This is a genomic window from Achromobacter sp. KK8, from assembly GCF_054188005.1.
Window position 1 is genome coordinate 2,713,819 of record NZ_CM135178.1, and the last position, 15,221, is coordinate 2,729,039.

At 65.0% G+C, this 15,221-nt stretch carries 16 protein-coding genes; 11 read left to right on the top strand and 5 right to left on the bottom strand.

Translation table 11 applies throughout. The features are described from left to right. Positions 1–33 precede the first annotated feature (33 nt). From hemH to dnaJ, 6 genes are all read left to right on the top strand, one after another. Positions 34–1,125: a ferrochelatase gene (gene hemH / locus ACVN9Z_RS12630; RefSeq protein ID WP_006389042.1), complete on the top strand. Its 1,092-nt coding sequence runs from the start codon at positions 34–36 to the stop codon at positions 1,123–1,125. Positions 1,126–1,137: 12 nt separating this feature from the next. Continuing rightward, the gene (locus tag ACVN9Z_RS12635; protein WP_006389043.1) at positions 1,138–1,371 is read left to right on the top strand and encodes a hypothetical protein; all 234 of its coding nucleotides are present in this window, start codon (positions 1,138–1,140) and stop codon (positions 1,369–1,371) included. A 207-nt stretch (positions 1,372–1,578) separates the two neighbouring features. Beyond that, positions 1,579–2,136 (top strand): nucleotide exchange factor GrpE, encoded by a 558-nt coding sequence (gene grpE, locus ACVN9Z_RS12640; RefSeq protein WP_006389044.1) that lies wholly within the window; start codon positions 1,579–1,581, stop codon positions 2,134–2,136. Between the two features lie 14 nt (positions 2,137–2,150). Beyond that, positions 2,151–2,555, top strand: a complete 405-nt coding sequence (locus ACVN9Z_RS12645; RefSeq protein WP_006389045.1) for a thioredoxin family protein — start codon at positions 2,151–2,153, stop codon at positions 2,553–2,555. Between the two features lie 81 nt (positions 2,556–2,636). Continuing rightward, the gene (dnaK, locus tag ACVN9Z_RS12650; protein ID WP_006389046.1) at positions 2,637–4,562 is read left to right on the top strand and encodes a molecular chaperone DnaK; all 1,926 of its coding nucleotides are present in this window, start codon (positions 2,637–2,639) and stop codon (positions 4,560–4,562) included. Positions 4,563–4,671: 109 nt separating this feature from the next. Next, complete coding sequence (dnaJ, locus tag ACVN9Z_RS12655; protein WP_006389047.1) at positions 4,672–5,802, top strand: molecular chaperone DnaJ; 1,131 nt, start codon at positions 4,672–4,674, stop codon at positions 5,800–5,802. A gap of 359 nt (positions 5,803–6,161) precedes the next feature. Here the strand turns inward: dnaJ and ACVN9Z_RS12660 are convergent, their stop codons facing one another. Further along, positions 6,162–6,551: a DUF4148 domain-containing protein gene (locus ACVN9Z_RS12660; protein WP_006389048.1), complete on the bottom strand. Its 390-nt coding sequence runs from the start codon at positions 6,549–6,551 to the stop codon at positions 6,162–6,164. Positions 6,552–6,836: 285 nt separating this feature from the next. After that, complete coding sequence (locus tag ACVN9Z_RS12665) at positions 6,837–9,590, bottom strand: M16 family metallopeptidase (RefSeq protein WP_054441425.1); 2,754 nt, start codon at positions 9,588–9,590, stop codon at positions 6,837–6,839. Between the two features lie 111 nt (positions 9,591–9,701). On the opposite strand from ACVN9Z_RS12665, the gene ACVN9Z_RS12670 reads away from it, so the two are divergent. The 3 genes from ACVN9Z_RS12670 (at position 9,702) to ACVN9Z_RS12680 (ending at position 11,647) form a co-directional block, all read left to right on the top strand. Next, positions 9,702–10,301 (top strand): GNAT family N-acetyltransferase, encoded by a 600-nt coding sequence (locus tag ACVN9Z_RS12670; protein ID WP_006389050.1) that lies wholly within the window; start codon positions 9,702–9,704, stop codon positions 10,299–10,301. A 315-nt stretch (positions 10,302–10,616) separates the two neighbouring features. Beyond that, on the top strand, positions 10,617–10,997 hold the full coding sequence (locus tag ACVN9Z_RS12675; RefSeq protein ID WP_006389051.1) for a hypothetical protein: 381 nt from the start codon (positions 10,617–10,619) through the stop codon (positions 10,995–10,997). Positions 10,998–11,089: 92 nt separating this feature from the next. Continuing rightward, positions 11,090–11,647, top strand: coding sequence for an N-acetyltransferase family protein (locus tag ACVN9Z_RS12680; protein ID WP_458213430.1), 558 nt, complete (start codon positions 11,090–11,092; stop codon positions 11,645–11,647). Positions 11,648–11,687: 40 nt separating this feature from the next. On the opposite strand, the gene ACVN9Z_RS12685 is transcribed toward ACVN9Z_RS12680, so the two are convergent. Together ACVN9Z_RS12685 and ACVN9Z_RS12690 are read right to left on the bottom strand one after the other, a co-directional pair. Continuing rightward, positions 11,688–12,860: a vWA domain-containing protein gene (locus ACVN9Z_RS12685; RefSeq protein ID WP_054516458.1), complete on the bottom strand. Its 1,173-nt coding sequence runs from the start codon at positions 12,858–12,860 to the stop codon at positions 11,688–11,690. Between the two features lie 22 nt (positions 12,861–12,882). Beyond that, positions 12,883–13,764 carry an AAA family ATPase gene (locus ACVN9Z_RS12690; protein WP_006389054.1) on the bottom strand — a complete coding sequence of 294 codons (882 nt, stop codon included), beginning with the start codon at positions 13,762–13,764 and terminating at the stop codon, positions 12,883–12,885. Between the two features lie 178 nt (positions 13,765–13,942). On the opposite strand from ACVN9Z_RS12690, the gene ACVN9Z_RS12695 reads away from it, so the two are divergent. Both ACVN9Z_RS12695 and ACVN9Z_RS12700 read left to right on the top strand, forming a co-directional pair. Continuing rightward, positions 13,943–14,296 (top strand): c-type cytochrome, encoded by a 354-nt coding sequence (locus tag ACVN9Z_RS12695; protein ID WP_006389055.1) that lies wholly within the window; start codon positions 13,943–13,945, stop codon positions 14,294–14,296. Between the two features lie 15 nt (positions 14,297–14,311). Then, positions 14,312–14,674, top strand: coding sequence for a c-type cytochrome (locus ACVN9Z_RS12700; RefSeq protein ID WP_026382324.1), 363 nt, complete (start codon positions 14,312–14,314; stop codon positions 14,672–14,674). Positions 14,675–14,743: 69 nt separating this feature from the next. On the opposite strand, the gene ACVN9Z_RS12705 is transcribed toward ACVN9Z_RS12700, so the two are convergent. Beyond that, positions 14,744–15,169, bottom strand: coding sequence for a DUF1841 family protein (locus ACVN9Z_RS12705; RefSeq protein ID WP_006389057.1), 426 nt, complete (start codon positions 15,167–15,169; stop codon positions 14,744–14,746). Positions 15,170–15,221 lie beyond the last annotated feature (52 nt).

Below are 15,221 nucleotides of genomic sequence, written 5' to 3' on the forward strand. Positions count from 1 at the left end.
CGACATCCTCCTGGCGGAGGAAGGGGAGTTTTTGTGTTTCTTCGCCTGTTCAAGTATCTCTGGCCTGAACGCTACCTGCCCGAAGCCGAGCAGGAAGACCCCTTCAACGAAGATCCGCCGCCGCGGGTCGAAGGCAAGGTCGGCGTGCTGCTGGTGAACCTTGGCACGCCGGACACCCCTGGCAAGAAGGACATCCGCAAGTACCTGGGCGAATTCCTGTCGGATCCCCGCGTGATCGAAATCCCGCGCTATCTCTGGAAGCCGATCCTGCACGGCCTGGTGCTGACGCTGCGTCCCAAGAAACTGGAGCCGCGCTATGCCGGCGTCTGGCTCAAGGACGGCTCGCCGCTGATGGTCTACAGCCGCCGCCAGGCCGAAGGCGTGCAGGCGGCCTTGAGCGCCGCCGGCGTCGAGGCGGTGGTCGAGCTGGGCATGCGCTACGGCAATCCCTCGATCCCCGACGCCATCTCGCGCTTGCGGGCGCAAGGATGCGAACGCATCCTGACCGTGCCGCTGTACCCGCAGTATGCCGCCAGCACCACCGCCACCGTGGTCGATGCCGTCACGCGCCATGCGGCCCGGCTGCGCGACCAGCCGGAAATGCGCTTCATCAAGCGCTTCCACCAGGAACCCCTCTACCTGGATCCGCTGGCCGCCAGCATCGAGGCGCATTGGCGCGAGCACGGCAAGCCGCAGAAACTGGTCATGAGTTTCCACGGATTGCCGCGTTATTCCATCGAGCTGGGCGATCCGTATTACCGCGACTGCATGGAAACCGCGCGGCTGCTCTCGCAGCGCCTCTCGCTGCCGCGCGAGCAGATCGAAGTGACCTTCCAGAGCCGCTTCGGCACCGCCCGCTGGCTCGAGCCCTATACCGAACCCACCCTCAAGGCGCTGGCCGCCTCGGGTGTGACCGAGGTGGATGTGGTGTGTCCGGGATTTGTGGCAGACTGTCTGGAAACCCTGGAAGAGATCAGCCTGGAGTGCCGCGACGCCTTTCTTGGCGCGGGCGGCAGGCAATTCCGTTACATTCCGGCGCTGAACGACGATCCGGCCTGGATCGCAGGGTTGGCCACTCTGGTGGAACGGCACTTGCAGGGGTGGCCCACGCATTCACGGACTTGAAGGAGAGGGCGCATGCACCATGATCCCAAGACGGGCAAGATTGTGAAAAAGGGGAACGTCAGCACCCCGGTGGACGAGGATCAGGTCGAACACGAGCTGGACGAGGCGCTGGCCGAGACCTTCCCCGCAAGCGACCCGATCGCCATCAACCCGGAACCCGACGACGACCCTGCCGTCGACCGGGCCCTGAAAGACACCTTTCCCGCCAGCGACGCGCCGGCCCCGGCCCAGCCGGGCAAGAAATGACCTGTCGTTGACCGGGCCGGACGGGCATTTTGCCCCCTGATCCTGGGCGTCTGGAGGGGCTCCAGGAAAACGGCGGGCTTTTTGCCGTGGATTCCGCCCCGTCCCAAGGGTGGTCCGCGACGGGGAATATTTGCTTTCCCGGGCTTGAAATAGGGGTATTGGCCCCCATTCATGTCTGCGAAAGCCATTCTTTTTGGAGGATTCCCCATGACGGCACCCAACGAGCCTGTAGATCAGACGCCCGGATTCGGCGATGACGCCGATGCGGCCCCCGCCGCCCAGGACGCCGCGCAGGCCGAGCTGAACGAGTTGCGCGCCCAGCTGGACGCGGCCCAGGCTACCGTCAATGAGCAGCAGGACCAGCTTCTGCGCGTGCGCGCCGAAGCCGAGAACGTGCGCCGCCGCGCCCAGGAAGAAGTGTCCAAGGCGCGCAAGTTCGGCATCGAGTCGTTCGCGGAAAGCCTGGTGCCGGTCAAGGACAGCCTGGAGGCCGCGCTGGCCCAGGCCGACCAGACCGTGGACACGCTGCGCGAAGGCGTCGAAGTGACGCTCAAGCAGCTGGCCGCCGCCTTCGAGCGCAACCTGCTCAAGGAAATCGCGCCGGTCCAGGGCGACAAGTTCGATCCGCACCTGCACCAGGCCATTTCGTCGATTCCCGCCGAGCAGCCCGCCAACACGGTGGTGCAACTGCTGCAGAAAGGCTACGTCATCGCCGATCGCACGCTGCGCCCGGCGCTGGTAGTGGTGTCCGCCGGCCAAGGCTGAGCGGGCGGCGCGCCATGACCGATCCCCGTTTCGACCCGGCGCAGGTCTTCGCGGTCTTCGACATGCGGCATGTCGACTCCGCGGGATTCGACGCGGCCGTGGTCCAGGCGCCGGGATCGGACCTGCGCTGCGTGTTCCTGTGGGGCCAGGATTGCTATAACTGCAATCTCTTCAAGCAGGCGGCATTGCTGCACCAGGAAACCCTGCTGGGCCTGGGCCTGACCTGGTTCGAGGCTGACGTCTACGCCGACGAACCCCTGGGTCGTCGCTTTTCCCTGCATGGCGTCCCCACTTTTGTGCTTTACCGGGCCGGAAAGCGGCTCGGCCGCATTACCGGTTGGCCCGGATTGCCCCAGTTCACGGCGGCGATCCGGCGCCTGCAGGAAACCCCGGCGGAAAATTCCAGCCAGGCGTCTTGAAAAACCCTGCGGGCAGCCCCAGTTATGTGGGGACAGGAAATTTCTCTCCAATTTCACAGATTTATCCAAGGTAACCCGACCATGAGCAAAATTATTGGCATCGACCTGGGCACGACCAACAGCTGCGTGGCTGTCATGGACGGCGGTCAGGTCAAGATCATCGAAAACGCCGAAGGCGCCCGCACCACCCCCTCGATCGTCGCCTACATGGACGACGGCGAAACCCTGGTGGGCGCGCCCGCCAAGCGCCAGGCAGTGACCAACCCCAAGAACACCCTGTACGCGGTGAAGCGCCTGATCGGCCGCAAGTTCGAGGAAAAGGCGGTGCAGAAGGACATCAACCTGATGCCCTATGCCATCGTCAAGGCCGACAACGGCGACGCCTGGGTGGAAGTGCGTGGCAAGAAGATGGCGCCTCCCCAAGTGTCGGCCGACGTGCTGCGCAAGATGAAGAAGACCGCCGAGGACTACCTGGGCGAGGAAGTGACCGAGGCCGTCATCACGGTGCCGGCCTACTTCAACGACAGCCAGCGCCAGGCCACCAAGGATGCCGGCCGCATCGCCGGCCTGGAAGTCAAGCGCATCATCAACGAGCCGACCGCGGCCGCGCTGGCCTTCGGCCTGGACAAGACCGAAAAGGGCGACCGCAAGATCGCCGTGTATGACCTGGGCGGCGGCACGTTCGACGTGTCCATCATCGAAATCGCCGACGTCGATGGCGAAAAGCAGTTCGAAGTGCTGTCGACCAACGGCGACACCTTCCTGGGCGGCGAAGACTTCGACCAGCGCATCATCGACTACATCATCGGCGAGTTCAAGAAGGAACAAGGCGTCGATCTGTCCAAGGACGTGCTGGCCCTGCAGCGCCTGAAGGAAGCCGCCGAAAAGGCCAAGATCGAGCTGTCCTCCAGCCAGCAGACCGAGATCAACCTGCCGTACATCACGGCCGACGCCTCGGGTCCGAAGCACCTGAACCTGAAGATCACGCGCGCCAAGCTGGAAGCGCTGGTCGAGGAACTGATCGAACGCACCATCGAGCCCTGCCGCGTGGCCATCAAGGACGCCGGCGTGAAGGTTTCCGACATCGACGACGTGATCCTGGTCGGCGGCATGACCCGCATGCCCAAGGTCCAGGAAAAGGTGAAGGAATTCTTCGGCAAGGATCCGCGCAAGGACGTGAACCCCGACGAAGCCGTCGCCGCTGGCGCCGCCATCCAGGGTTCCGTGCTGTCGGGCGACCGCAAGGACGTGCTGCTGCTGGACGTCACCCCCCTGTCCCTGGGTATTGAAACCCTGGGCGGTGTGATGACCAAGATGATCCAGAAGAACACGACCATCCCGACCCGGTTCTCGCAGACGTTCTCGACCGCCGACGACAACCAGCCGGCCGTGACGATCAAGGTGTTCCAGGGCGAGCGCGAAATCGCCGCGGGCAACAAGGCCCTGGGCGAGTTCAACCTCGAAGGGATCCCGCCGTCGCCGCGCGGCATGCCGCAGATCGAAGTCACGTTCGACATCGACGCCAACGGCATCCTGCACGTTTCGGCCAAGGACAAGGGCACCGGCAAGGAAAACAAGATCACCATCAAGGCCAACTCGGGTCTGTCGGAAGACGAGATCCAGCGCATGGTCAAGGATGCCGAGGCCAATGCCGAGGAAGATCACCGCGTCGCCGAGCTGGCCCAGGCCCGCAACCAGGCCGATGCGCTGGTGCACGCCACCCGCAAGTCGCTGACCGAATACGGCGACAAGCTCGAGGCGTCCGAGAAGGAAAGCATCGAAGCGGCCATCAAGGAGCTGGAAGACACGCTGAAGGATGGCGACAAGGCCGCCATCGACGCCAAGGTCGAAGCCCTGTCGACCGCCTCGCAGAAGCTCGGCGAAAAGATGTACGCCGACATGCAGGCGCAGCAAGCGGCCGGCCAGCAGCAGGCCGCCGACAACGCGAAGCCGGTGGACGATAACGTCGTCGACGCCGACTTCAAGGAAGTCAAGCGCGACCAATAATGGCCGGGCGCTGACCTGCCTCTGCCGCCCGGTAGCCGGAGAAATCCGCCTACCGGGCGAACTCATTCTGTAGCACTGAAAAGAAGGCTCTCCCCCGAGCCCACCGATCATGGCAAAACGCGACTATTACGACGTCCTGGGCGTGGCAAAAAATGCCTCGGACGACGAACTCAAGAAGGCCTATCGAAAGCTGGCCATGAAATACCATCCGGACCGCAATCCGGACAGCAAGGAAGCCGAAGAGAAGTTCAAGGAAGCCAAGGAAGCCTACGAGGTCCTGGGTGATGAACAGAAGCGCGCCGCGTACGACCGCTACGGCCACGCGGGCGTCGACCCCAACGCCGCGGGCATGGGCGGCGGCGGCATGGGCGGTGGCTTCGCCGACGCCTTTGGCGACATCTTCGGCGAGATCTTCGGCGGTGGCGGCGGTGGCCGCCGCGGCGGCGGTCCCCAGGTGTACCGCGGCGCCGACTTGAAGTACGCGCTGGAAATCACGCTGGAGCAGGCAGCGGCCGGCTTCGACACCGAGATCCGCGTGCCCAGCTGGGAAAACTGCGACACCTGCCACGGTTCCGGCGCCAAGCCCGGCACCTCGCCCAAGACCTGCCGCACCTGCGGCGGCTCCGGCGCGGTGCGCATGCAGCAGGGCTTCTTCAGCGTCCAGCAGACCTGCCCGACCTGCCACGGCAACGGCAAGGAGATCACCGATCCGTGCGTGGCCTGCGATGGCGTCGGCCGCATCCGCCGCAACAAGACCTTGCAGGTCAAGATCCCGGCCGGTATCGACGACGGCATGCGCATCCGCTCCAGCGGCAATGGCGAGCCGGGCATCAATGGCGGCCCGCCGGGCGACCTGTATGTGGAAATCCACATCAAGCAGCACAAGATCTTCCAGCGCGATGGCGACGACCTGCACTGCGAACTGACCATCCCGTTCACCACGGCGGCGCTGGGCGGTGAACTGCAGGTGCCGACGCTGGGCGGCAAGGCCGAGATCTCGATTCCCGAGGGCACGCAGTCCGGCAAGACCTTCCGCCTGCGCGGCAAGGGCATCCGCGGCGTGCGCGGCAGCTATCCGGGCGACTTGTACTGCCACGTGGTGGTCGAGACGCCGGTGCGCCTGAGCGATGACCAGAAGAACATCCTGCGCCAGTTCGAGGCCTCGCTGAACGACGGCGGCGACCGCCACTCGCCGCAAAGCAAGTCCTGGACCGATCGCGTCAAGGAATTTTTCAGCTGAATCGCCTGACCTGACTCCCGCCATTGCGGCGGACCACGGCCCAGGGTCTGGAGGTATCCGGACCCTGGGCCGCTTTCATTGTGGCAGGCGGCACGACGTCGGGGCGAAAAAAAACCGCGGCTTGCGCCGCGGTTTCACTACGGGTACTGCTACTTCTTGCTTCAGACTTCGTACTGCTGACTACGGGTGCTGCTAACTACGGGTCTTGCTAACTACAGTTGCTGCCTCTTCCAAAACAGACTTCGTACTGCTACTACAGGTCCTGCTACTTCCACTGCTACAGTTCTGCCGCCGTTGCCGGAAAATACCGACCCCGAACCATGATGCCGTCCGAGGCCGGTCGGGCTACAGCAAGCAGCTCACCGGGTGATCGGCGGGTATTCGAGCTCGCCGAACGTGTATTGGCCGCTGGCCTTGGCCTGGGCAAGTTCCTGCTGGACTTCGGCGCGGCTCTTGCCGGCGGCGGGCGCTGCCACGACCGGCGGGTATTGCAGTTCGCCGAAGGTGTATTCGCCGCTGGTCTTGGCTTGTTGCAGCTGGGCCTGCACTTCCTGCGAGCTCAGGCTGGTGGCCTGGGGCAGGGCGGGCGGGTAGTCCAGCTCGCCGAAGGTGTATTGGCCGCTGACCTTGGCTTGTTGCAGTTCGGTCGCGACCTGGGCGCTCGACTTGGCTTGCTCGACACCGGCGGCTTGCGCGCCGGCGCCGGCCAAGGCTAGGGAAATCAGAAGGGTAGTCGTCAGGGTTTTCATAATGACCTCCAATGTTGTAGACGGGGCCGAATCCGGCGGCCCTCCGTCGTGGTTCGTTGTTTGTTCCCGATGACTGAATTGTGCGCGTCATCCCACCTGGGATAAACCCGTATATCTTGAAAACATCTTTCCAAATGGATGGGTAATAAACATTTGGATAAGAAATCTCCCCGTTTATGGCATGGTCATGCGTCCAGCCCGTCCCTCATGAGGGGAGCGGGGTGGCGGACAGGCAAAAAAAAGCCCCTGCCGGAGCAGGGGCGTGGGATGCCGGAAGGCGTGGCGTCAGGGCGCCTTTTTCTTGAAGTCGCCGGCGACGGCGGTGCTGAAGCCGTCAGGGCGCAGGTACTTGCGCAACGCCGCGTTGACCACGTCAGGGGTGAGGGCGGTGATCTTCCTGTCCATTTCGGCCGACCATTCGAAGGTGCGGCCACGTTGCAGGTAGTCGAGCCAGGTGCCGGCCAGCACATCGTCCTGGGCGCGGGCCAGGTTGCGGTAGTTCAGCAGTGCGGTGATGCCTTCGGAGATTTCCTTGTCGGTGAAGCCGTCCTTGAGCACACGGGCCAGTTCCTCGCCGATGGCTTTTTCCAGGCGCTCGCGGTTCTGCGGCGCGTAGATGGCGTACATGGTCCAGCTGGCGCTGGGTTCGAACGACGACACCGACAGCGAGCTGCGCACGTTGTAGGACAGGCCTTCGGTCTCGCGCACACGGTTCCACAGGCGCGAGGTTTCCGAGGCGCCGAACAGGTAGTTGGCCAGGTACAGCGCCGGGTAGTCGGCGTCGCTGTCCTGCAGCTTCAGGGGCATGCGCGAGATGTAGAACGCATTGGCCTTGTCCGGGGTCTCGATGTCGAACTGCTTGGCCGGGATGTCGCGGTACGGATTGCCGACACGGGTGTAGGCGGGAGCGCGTTTCCAGCCCGCCAGGCCATCCTTGACGGCCTTTTCGACGGCTTCGGGCTCGAAGTCGCCGACGGCCGAGTACTCGATCTTGCCGGCGCCGTAGAACTTGGCGTGGAACTTGACCAGTGCGTCACGGTTCAGCGCGCGCACGCCGGCCAGGGATTCCTCGAACGTCGGCACGTAGCGCAGGTCGTTGGCGGGCCACGGATTGTCCTGGCGGGCCAGGGCGCGTCCGGCCAGGGCCTGCGGCTCGGTCATGGCGTTCTGGATCGAGGTTTCGAGCTGGCGCTGGTATTCCTCGAGCTGTTCCTTGGGGAAGTTGGCGTTGCGCACGATGTCCAGGGCGAGGCGGGTCAGTTCGGGCAGGTTTTCACGCTTGGTCGACATGGCGATCCTGAGCGTGGTGCCGCCGCCGCTGAAGCCCAGCTCGGCCTGCAGTTTGTCGAGGCGGTCCTGGATGTCCTGGCGCGACAGCTTGGCCGTGCCGCGGGCCAGCAGGTCGGCCACGGCGCTGGAGTTCACGCGCTGGCCGAGCAGGTCTTTTTCGTTGCCGAACTGGATCAGCATCTGCGCCTGCACGCGGTTGCCGCGGGTAGCCTTGGGCAGCAACGCCAGCTGCACCGGGCCGTTGGGCAGGTCCAGCGTCTTGCGCTGGGTCAGGCGGTCGATGTTTTGCGGAGTGGGATCGAACGCGGATGCCGCCTTGAAGTCGGGGTCGCCCTTGTAGTCCTTGAACACCGCGGTCAGATCGACCCGTTGCGTCTGCGGCGCGCGCAGCGGCTTGTCGGTCGGGATGTAGCGGCCTTCGATGCGATTGCTTTGCACCAGGTAGGTGGTGGCCGCCTGCTGCACCTCGGCCAGCGTGGCCTTGCGGGCGCGGTCACGCTGCAGGAAGAACAGGCGCCAGTCGCCGGCGGCGATGGCTTCGGACAGCGCCACGCCGACTTGTTCGGGATCGCTGTAGGTCTGCTCCCACGAGGTCAGCCATTTGCTGCGCGCGCGGTCGAGTTCCTGTTGGGTGAAGGGTTTCTTGCCCAGCGCCTCGAGTGTGCCGGTGAGCGCCTTCATGGCGGCGTCCTGGCTCTTGCCCGGGGTCAGTTGAGCGGCGAACATCGCCAGGCCCGGATCCAGGTTTTCCATGGTGAAGCCGAACACGCCCGAGGCCAGCTTGGTCGGCACCAGCGCATGGTAGAGGCGGCCGGACGGCGTATCGGCCAGGATGGTGGTGGCCAGGTCGAACGGCACGAAGTCGGGGCTGCCGGCGGCCGGGATGTGGTACATCGCGGCGACCAGCGGCGTGCCGCCGGTGCGGCGCAGGGTGACGGCGCGCTCGCCGTCCTGGGCCGGTTCGACGGTGTATTCCGGTGGCAGCTGGCGGTCCGGCTTGGGCAGCTTGCCCAGCGTGGATTCGATGTCGGCCAGCGTGGCCTGCGGATCGAACTTGCCGGCCACGATCAGCACCGCGTTGTCGGGCTGGTAGTACTGGTGATAGAAGGCGCGCAGCTGGCCGATGTCGACGTTCTCGACGTCGGAGCGGGCGCCGATGGTGTTTTTGCCGTAGCTGTGCCATTGGAAGGCGGCCGCCTGCATCTTCTGCATGAGGATGCGGAAAGGGCTGTTCTCGCCGCTTTCCATCTCGTTTCGCACCACGGTCATTTCGGAATCGAGGTCTTCCTTGGCGATCAGGGAATTGACCATGGCGTCGGCCTGCCAGCCGAGGTACCACTTGAGGGTGTCGGGGTTGGCGGCGAAGCTGGCGAAATAGTTGGTGCGGTCGCTGGAGGTCGAGCCGTTGGCCTGCAGGCCGCGGCGCGAGAATTCGCCCATGGCGTTGCGGGTGGTGGACGTGCCCTTGAACAGCATGTGTTCGAGCAGGTGGGCCATGCCGGTCTGGCCGTAGTTCTCGTTGCGAGAGCCCACCAGGTAGGTCATGTTGACCGTGGTCGAGGGCTTGGATTCGTCGGGAACCAGCAAGACGCGCAGGCCGTTGCTGAGGCGGTATTCGGTGATGCCTTCAATCGAGGCGGCCTCCGTGACGCCGGCCGGCAGGCTGGCGGCTCCGGCCTGGAAGGCCAGGAAGGATGAAAACAGCAGCGCGCCCAGGGGGCGCGGCAGCTTCGATATGGACAGGCGCATGGCGGACTATTCCTTTGGCATGGCAGAATCCGTTGGAGTGTATACGGTGTGAATGGTTCAGGGCCTTGGGCCCTCGCACGCCGCTCCGTCATTCTGTCTGGAAAACCGCGCATGTCGCTATCCCTTGAAATCGAGACTCCCCGGCTGGTGCTGCGACAGTGGCTGGCTGCCGACCGCAAGCCGTTCGCCGCCATGAATACGGATGCGCGCGTGACCCGCTACCTTCTGCCGATGAGCGCGGCGCAAAGCGACGCGTTGGCCGATCGGTTGGCCGCGGGCATCGACGAATACGGTTGGGGATTCTGGGCCGTCGAAGCGCCGGGCGTCGCGCCGTTCATCGGATTCGTCGGGATCAAGGCGCTGGCGCCGACGCTGCCGTTCGCGCCTGGCGTGGAAATCGGCTGGCGCCTGGCCGCGCCCTATTGGGGCAGGGGCTATGCCAGCGAAGCCGCGCAGGCCGCGCTGCGGGTGGGATTCGAGCAGGTCGGTCTTTCCGAGATCGTGGCGTTCACGGTTCCGGAGAACGAGCCGTCACGCGCGGTGATGCGGCGCCTGGGCATGCGCGAGGAAGCAGCGCGCTTCGCGCATCCGGCGGTGCCGGACGGTCATCCCTTGAAGACGCATGTGTTGTATCGGCTGGCGCGCGAGGCCTGGCGGGCGCGGAAAAATGGTGACGCAGGAACAGGCGCGGAGCCGGTCGCGGCGGCATAAGGACTGATGGAGGGGCCGAAAAGGGCCGGCAAGCCTTGGCAACCGGGGCTGGTGCAACGCAACACGCTGGCGTGGCCAGGCCGATTTGAGGTCGGGCCGGGCGCGGGTGTAAGCTTTGCAGAACGTAGTTGCTGTTGTCGACGGGACGCGCGACAGCCGTCTACAGGTTTCCCGTCCAACGCCAGCCGCCGCCCCGCCGGGTCGCAGACCGGCCCCATGCCGGATCGCGACCCCGCCTAGCGGGCGACGACGGTGCTTGCTGTTCGCGCCTTCGCCGCCGGCATCCTGCCGGCGCATCTTTCGGAGGAACGACCCATGCTGACCGAGATCGTCACGCGTGCCTTGTCCCAATTGACCGGCAGCCCCATGAGCGGCGACCGCATCAAAGGACAGTTTCAGTACGCTTATGCCAGTGATGACGGCCAATTCGTGGCCATACTGACCCATGACATGACCACCTATGTGGTGGACCTGCGCACGCAGCGCTATTTCGCCGAATGCGGAGGCTCGCCGCGAGGCTTTGCGGGGCATGTGCTCGAGATGGAGGGCGCCGAGGCGCGCCAGCATCCGTGGCCCGCGGCCAATGACCTGTTCGACCTGGATATGGACGCCGACGAGCTGTCCTGGCGCCAATGCCCCGGAATGCGCAGCATGGCCGAAGGCGCACACCGATCTGTGGAGAGCCGCGCCGCCTGAGAGTGGCCAGAAGCGGCAGTACCGTCACTGAACCGGCGCCATCGCCGGTTTTTTTTGTCCCATCGGCAAGGCGGCTCGCTACAATCCGCGCCATGACTACGCACGCTGACAACGGCGCCCCGGGCGGCGCCATCCTGGTCGATTGCACGCACGAGCGCCATGCGGACCAGATCCTGGCCATCTTCAACGAAGCCATCGCCACTTCCACCGCGCTGTACGACTACAAGCCGCGGCCGCGCGAGGCGATGCTGGGCTGGTTCCAGGCCAAGGCCGCCGGCGGCTTCCCGGTGGTGGGATTCGAGAACGCGGCGGGCGAGCTGATGGCGTTCGCCAGCTACGGCACGTTCCGCGCCTGGCCGGCCTACAAGTACTCGGTCGAGCATTCCGTGTATGTCGACGGCCGCTTTCGCGGGCGGGGCTTGGGCGAGGCGCTGATGCGCGTGCTGATCGAACGCGCCCGCGCCAACCAGGTGCACCTGATGATCGGCGGCATCGACGCGGCCAACCAGGGCAGCATCAAGCTGCATGAGAAGCTGGGATTCGTGCATGCCGGCACCATCCGCGAGGCCGGCTTCAAGTTCGGTCGCTGGCTCGACCTGGCTTTCTACCAGTTGATCCTGGATACGCCGGTGCAGCCGGTGGACGGCTGAAGCGAGCCACGGGGACGTCGCCGCCAGGCGCGGCGGCGCGTCACTTCGACAGCACTCGCATCGCCTGTTCCAGGCCCGCGACCGTCACGGGGTACATGCGGTCCTGCATGATGTCGCGCATCAGCGCGATCGACTGGCGGTACTGCCACGACGCGGTGGGCTCCGGGTTGAGCCACACGGACTTGGGCCAGGCGTCCAGCAGCCGGCGCATCCACTGCGCGCCCGGTTCCTTGTTGTAGTGCTCGACCGAGCCGCCCGGCTGCAGGATCTCGTAGGGGCTCATGGTGGCGTCGCCGACGATGATCAGGCGCCAGTCGGGGTTGTACTTGCGCAGCACGTCCCAGGTGTCGAAGCGTTCGTTCTGGCGCCGGCGGTTGCTCTGCCACAGGCTCTCGTAGGGGCAGTTGTGGAAGTAGTAGACCTCGAGGTTGCGGAACTCGCTGCGGGCCGCGGAGAACAGTTCCTCGACGCGGCCGATGTGGTCGTCCATGCTGCCGCCGACGTCCAGCAGCATCAGCACCTTGACCGTATTGTGGCGCTCCGGGACCATGCGCAGGTCCAGGTGCCCGGCATTGCGCGCGGTGCTGGCGATGGTGTCGTCAAGGTCCAGTTCGAGTTCGGCGCCTTCGCGCGCGAAGCGCCGCAGGCGGCGCAGCGCGACCTTGAAGTTGCGCGTGCCCAGCTCGACCTGGTCGTCGTAGTCCTTGAACTGGCGCATGTCCCAGACCTTGACCGCGCTGCGGTTGCCGGCCGACTGGCCGCCGACGCGGATGCCTTCGGGGTGGTAGCCGCCGTTGCCGAAGGGCGAGGTGCCGCCGGTGCCGATCCATTTGCTGCCGCCGGCGTGGCGTTCCTTTTGCTCTTCCAGGCGTTCCTTGAAGAGCTCCATCAGCTTGTCCCAGCCGTGCTTCTCGATGGCGGCTTTCTCTTCCGGCGTCAGGCTCTTCTCGAACTGCTTGATGAGCCAGTCCAGCGGGATGTCCTTGCCCGCCGGCAGCGCGGCCTCGATGCCCTTGTAGTAGGCGCCAAAGGCCTTGTCGTAGCGGTCGTAGAGCGCTTCGTCCTTGACCAGCGCGGTGCGCGCCAGGAAGTAGAAGTCGTCCAGCGTCGGCGTCATGACGTCCTGGCGCAGCGCGTCCACCAGCGTCAGGTATTCCTGCACCGAGACCGGCAGCTTGTGGGCCCGCAGGTGGTAGAAGAAGTCGATCAGCATGGCGGCCGCCGTGAGTGGAACGTCAGCGGCGCTGGGCGCCGCGGGTCATGGCGGCGAGCCGTTCCAGCAGGTGCACGTCCTGTTCGTTCTTGAGCAGGGCGCCAGCCATCAGCGGCACCGCCGTGGCGGTGTGCGCGTCGATCTGCGCCGCGCTGACGTCCTCGGCCAGCAGCAGGCGCAGCCAGTCCAGCAGTTCGGAGGTCGACGGCTTCTTCTTCAGGCCGGGCGCGTCGCGCAGGCTGAAGAAGGTGTCGAGCGCCGCGCGCAGCACGTCCTGCTTGAGTTCGGGGAAGTGCACCGCGACGATGTCGCGCATGGTCTCGCGGTCGGGGAAACGGATGTAGTGGAAGAAGCAGCGGCGCAGGAAGGCGTCGGGCAGGTCCTTCTCGTTGTTGGAGGTGATGATGACCAGCGGGCGGTGGCGCGCGGCGATGGTCTGGCGCGTTTCGTACACATGGAACTCCATGCGGTCCAGTTCGCGCAGCAGGTCGTTGGGGAATTCGATGTCGGCCTTGTCGATCTCGTCGATCAGCACCACCACCGGCTGCTCGGCCTCGAAGGCCTGCCACAGCGTGCCCTGCACGATGTAGTTGCGGATGTCGCGGACTTTTTCGTCGCCGAGCTGCGAGTCGCGCAGGCGCGACACCGCGTCGTATTCGTAAAGACCCTGATGCGCCTTGGTGGTGGACTTGATGTGCCACTGCAGCAAGGGGCGGTCCAGCGCGCGCGCCACTTCCTCGGCCAGCATGGTCTTGCCGGTGCCGGGTTCGCCCTTGATCAGCAGCGGGCGCTGCAGTGTCAGGGCGGCGTTTACGGCGAGCTTCAGGTCATCGGTGGCGACGTAGCGATCGGTGCCATCGAAGCGTGCTTGCGGTGCGGAAGGAGCGGTCTGGGCAGCGGACATGGATCAGCGGACTTCTCGGGGTTGATGGGGATCAAGGCCATTTTCAGGTATTAATCCTGAGCAATTATCGTACAATCAGGCGGTTTTGCAGTTGGGTTCGACCCGCAACGTGTTTGCCGGGGGCCTTTCCGTGTGAGCAGGCCCTAGTCCTCAAGCCATACCAAGAAGAGCCATCCCAATGAAGTTGCGATTCTCTCGGAAGTACTCGGTTTCCCTGCTGGCCGCGCTGGCATCCTGTGCGATCGCCGGCCAGGCAAGCGCCGCAGATGCAGCCCCGGTCGGCAATGTCCAGAACGCCCGCGACAAGGTGTCCATGTGCATCGGTTGTCACGGCATCGAAGGCTACAAGGCAACGTTTCCCGAGCTTTACCACGTGCCGATGATCGCTGGGCAGAACGCGAAATACATCGAAACCGCCCTCAATGAGTACAAGAAAGGCGCGCGCAGCCATCCCACGATGGACGCCATTGCCGGCAGCCTGTCCGACCAGGACATCGCCGATCTGGCCGCGTACTACTCGAATCTCAAATAACCGGGGGGCAATCACATGAACCGTACCATGCTTGCCCTCGCGGGCGCGACGTTGGCCATTTCGGGCGCTGCCGCCCAGGCCCAGGACCTGGTGGCCGGCAAGGCCGTCTTCGAGAAATTCCAGTGCGCGTCGTGCCACGGCGCCGACGCCAAGACGGCGGTGGACCCGGCCTATCCGACGCTGGCCGGCCAGCATGCCGACTACCTGGTGCATGCGCTGAAGGCCTACCGGCGGGGCGCTTCGGGCAGCGCGGCCACGGCCAATGTGCGCAAGAACCCCATCATGGGCGCCTTCGCCACCCAGTTGTCGGACCAGGACATCAGCAACGTGGCCGCCTGGCTGTCGTCGTTGCCCAGCGACCTGGGCGTGCGCAAATAAGGCCGCGTTCGATCTGGCGAAAGTGAAAAAACCCTCGGCATGCCGAGGGTTTTTCGTTGGGCGGGCGGTTCAGCGTTCGGCGCGCTGGCGGATCAGGTCGATGTAGGTATCGCTGTCCAGCGGCGTGCCCAGGCGCTGCGCTTCCCAGACCACCCGGCCCAGGCATTCCATGATCTCGTGCGCGGCCTGGTGCGCGTCGGTGCGCGCCACCAGCCGCTGGTAGGCGCTGCGGATGCCGGGCGGGTGGTCGATCGACAGTTGCTCGGCGATGGCAAGGTGCATCGACAGGTGCAGGAACGGATTGGTGCGGCCTTTTTCGACCGCGTACTCGGCGGTCATGGCGTCCGGGCTTTCGAGATCGGGATGGTATTCCGGATGTTCGATGATCCAGTCCAGGGCCATGGCCTCCAGCGGGGTCAGGACCTGGTTGGCGCGGTGCTTGCGCCAGGTTTCGATGAAGAATTCGCGGACTTGGTCGCGGGAAGGGTTGAACATCGGTAGAAGGATGCCATGCGGGCTATAGATGGCTTTATTTTACCGCCCGCGG

What these genes read in the sequence shown, in the direction of transcription:
- ACVN9Z_RS12680 (WP_458213430.1), top strand. Translation starts at nt 11,090, where the DNA reads ATGACTACGCACGCTGACAACGGCGCCCCGGGCGGCGCCATCCTGGTC.
- ACVN9Z_RS12665 (WP_054441425.1), bottom strand. Translation starts at nt 9,590, where the DNA reads ATGCGCCTGTCCATATCGAAGCTGCCGCGCCCCCTGGGCGCGCTGCTG.
- ACVN9Z_RS12700 (WP_026382324.1), top strand. Translation starts at nt 14,312, where the DNA reads ATGAACCGTACCATGCTTGCCCTCGCGGGCGCGACGTTGGCCATTTCG.
- ACVN9Z_RS12670 (WP_006389050.1), top strand. Translation starts at nt 9,702, where the DNA reads ATGTCGCTATCCCTTGAAATCGAGACTCCCCGGCTGGTGCTGCGACAG.
- ACVN9Z_RS12705 (WP_006389057.1), bottom strand. Translation starts at nt 15,169, where the DNA reads ATGTTCAACCCTTCCCGCGACCAAGTCCGCGAATTCTTCATCGAAACC.
- ACVN9Z_RS12690 (WP_006389054.1), bottom strand. Translation starts at nt 13,764, where the DNA reads ATGTCCGCTGCCCAGACCGCTCCTTCCGCACCGCAAGCACGCTTCGAT.
- grpE (WP_006389044.1), top strand. Translation starts at nt 1,579, where the DNA reads ATGACGGCACCCAACGAGCCTGTAGATCAGACGCCCGGATTCGGCGAT.
- ACVN9Z_RS12695 (WP_006389055.1), top strand. Translation starts at nt 13,943, where the DNA reads ATGAAGTTGCGATTCTCTCGGAAGTACTCGGTTTCCCTGCTGGCCGCG.
- ACVN9Z_RS12685 (WP_054516458.1), bottom strand. Translation starts at nt 12,860, where the DNA reads ATGCTGATCGACTTCTTCTACCACCTGCGGGCCCACAAGCTGCCGGTC.
- dnaK (WP_006389046.1), top strand. Translation starts at nt 2,637, where the DNA reads ATGAGCAAAATTATTGGCATCGACCTGGGCACGACCAACAGCTGCGTG.
- ACVN9Z_RS12660 (WP_006389048.1), bottom strand. Translation starts at nt 6,551, where the DNA reads ATGAAAACCCTGACGACTACCCTTCTGATTTCCCTAGCCTTGGCCGGC.
- ACVN9Z_RS12635 (WP_006389043.1), top strand. Translation starts at nt 1,138, where the DNA reads ATGCACCATGATCCCAAGACGGGCAAGATTGTGAAAAAGGGGAACGTC.
- ACVN9Z_RS12645 (WP_006389045.1), top strand. Translation starts at nt 2,151, where the DNA reads ATGACCGATCCCCGTTTCGACCCGGCGCAGGTCTTCGCGGTCTTCGAC.
- ACVN9Z_RS12675 (WP_006389051.1), top strand. Translation starts at nt 10,617, where the DNA reads ATGCTGACCGAGATCGTCACGCGTGCCTTGTCCCAATTGACCGGCAGC.
- dnaJ (WP_006389047.1), top strand. Translation starts at nt 4,672, where the DNA reads ATGGCAAAACGCGACTATTACGACGTCCTGGGCGTGGCAAAAAATGCC.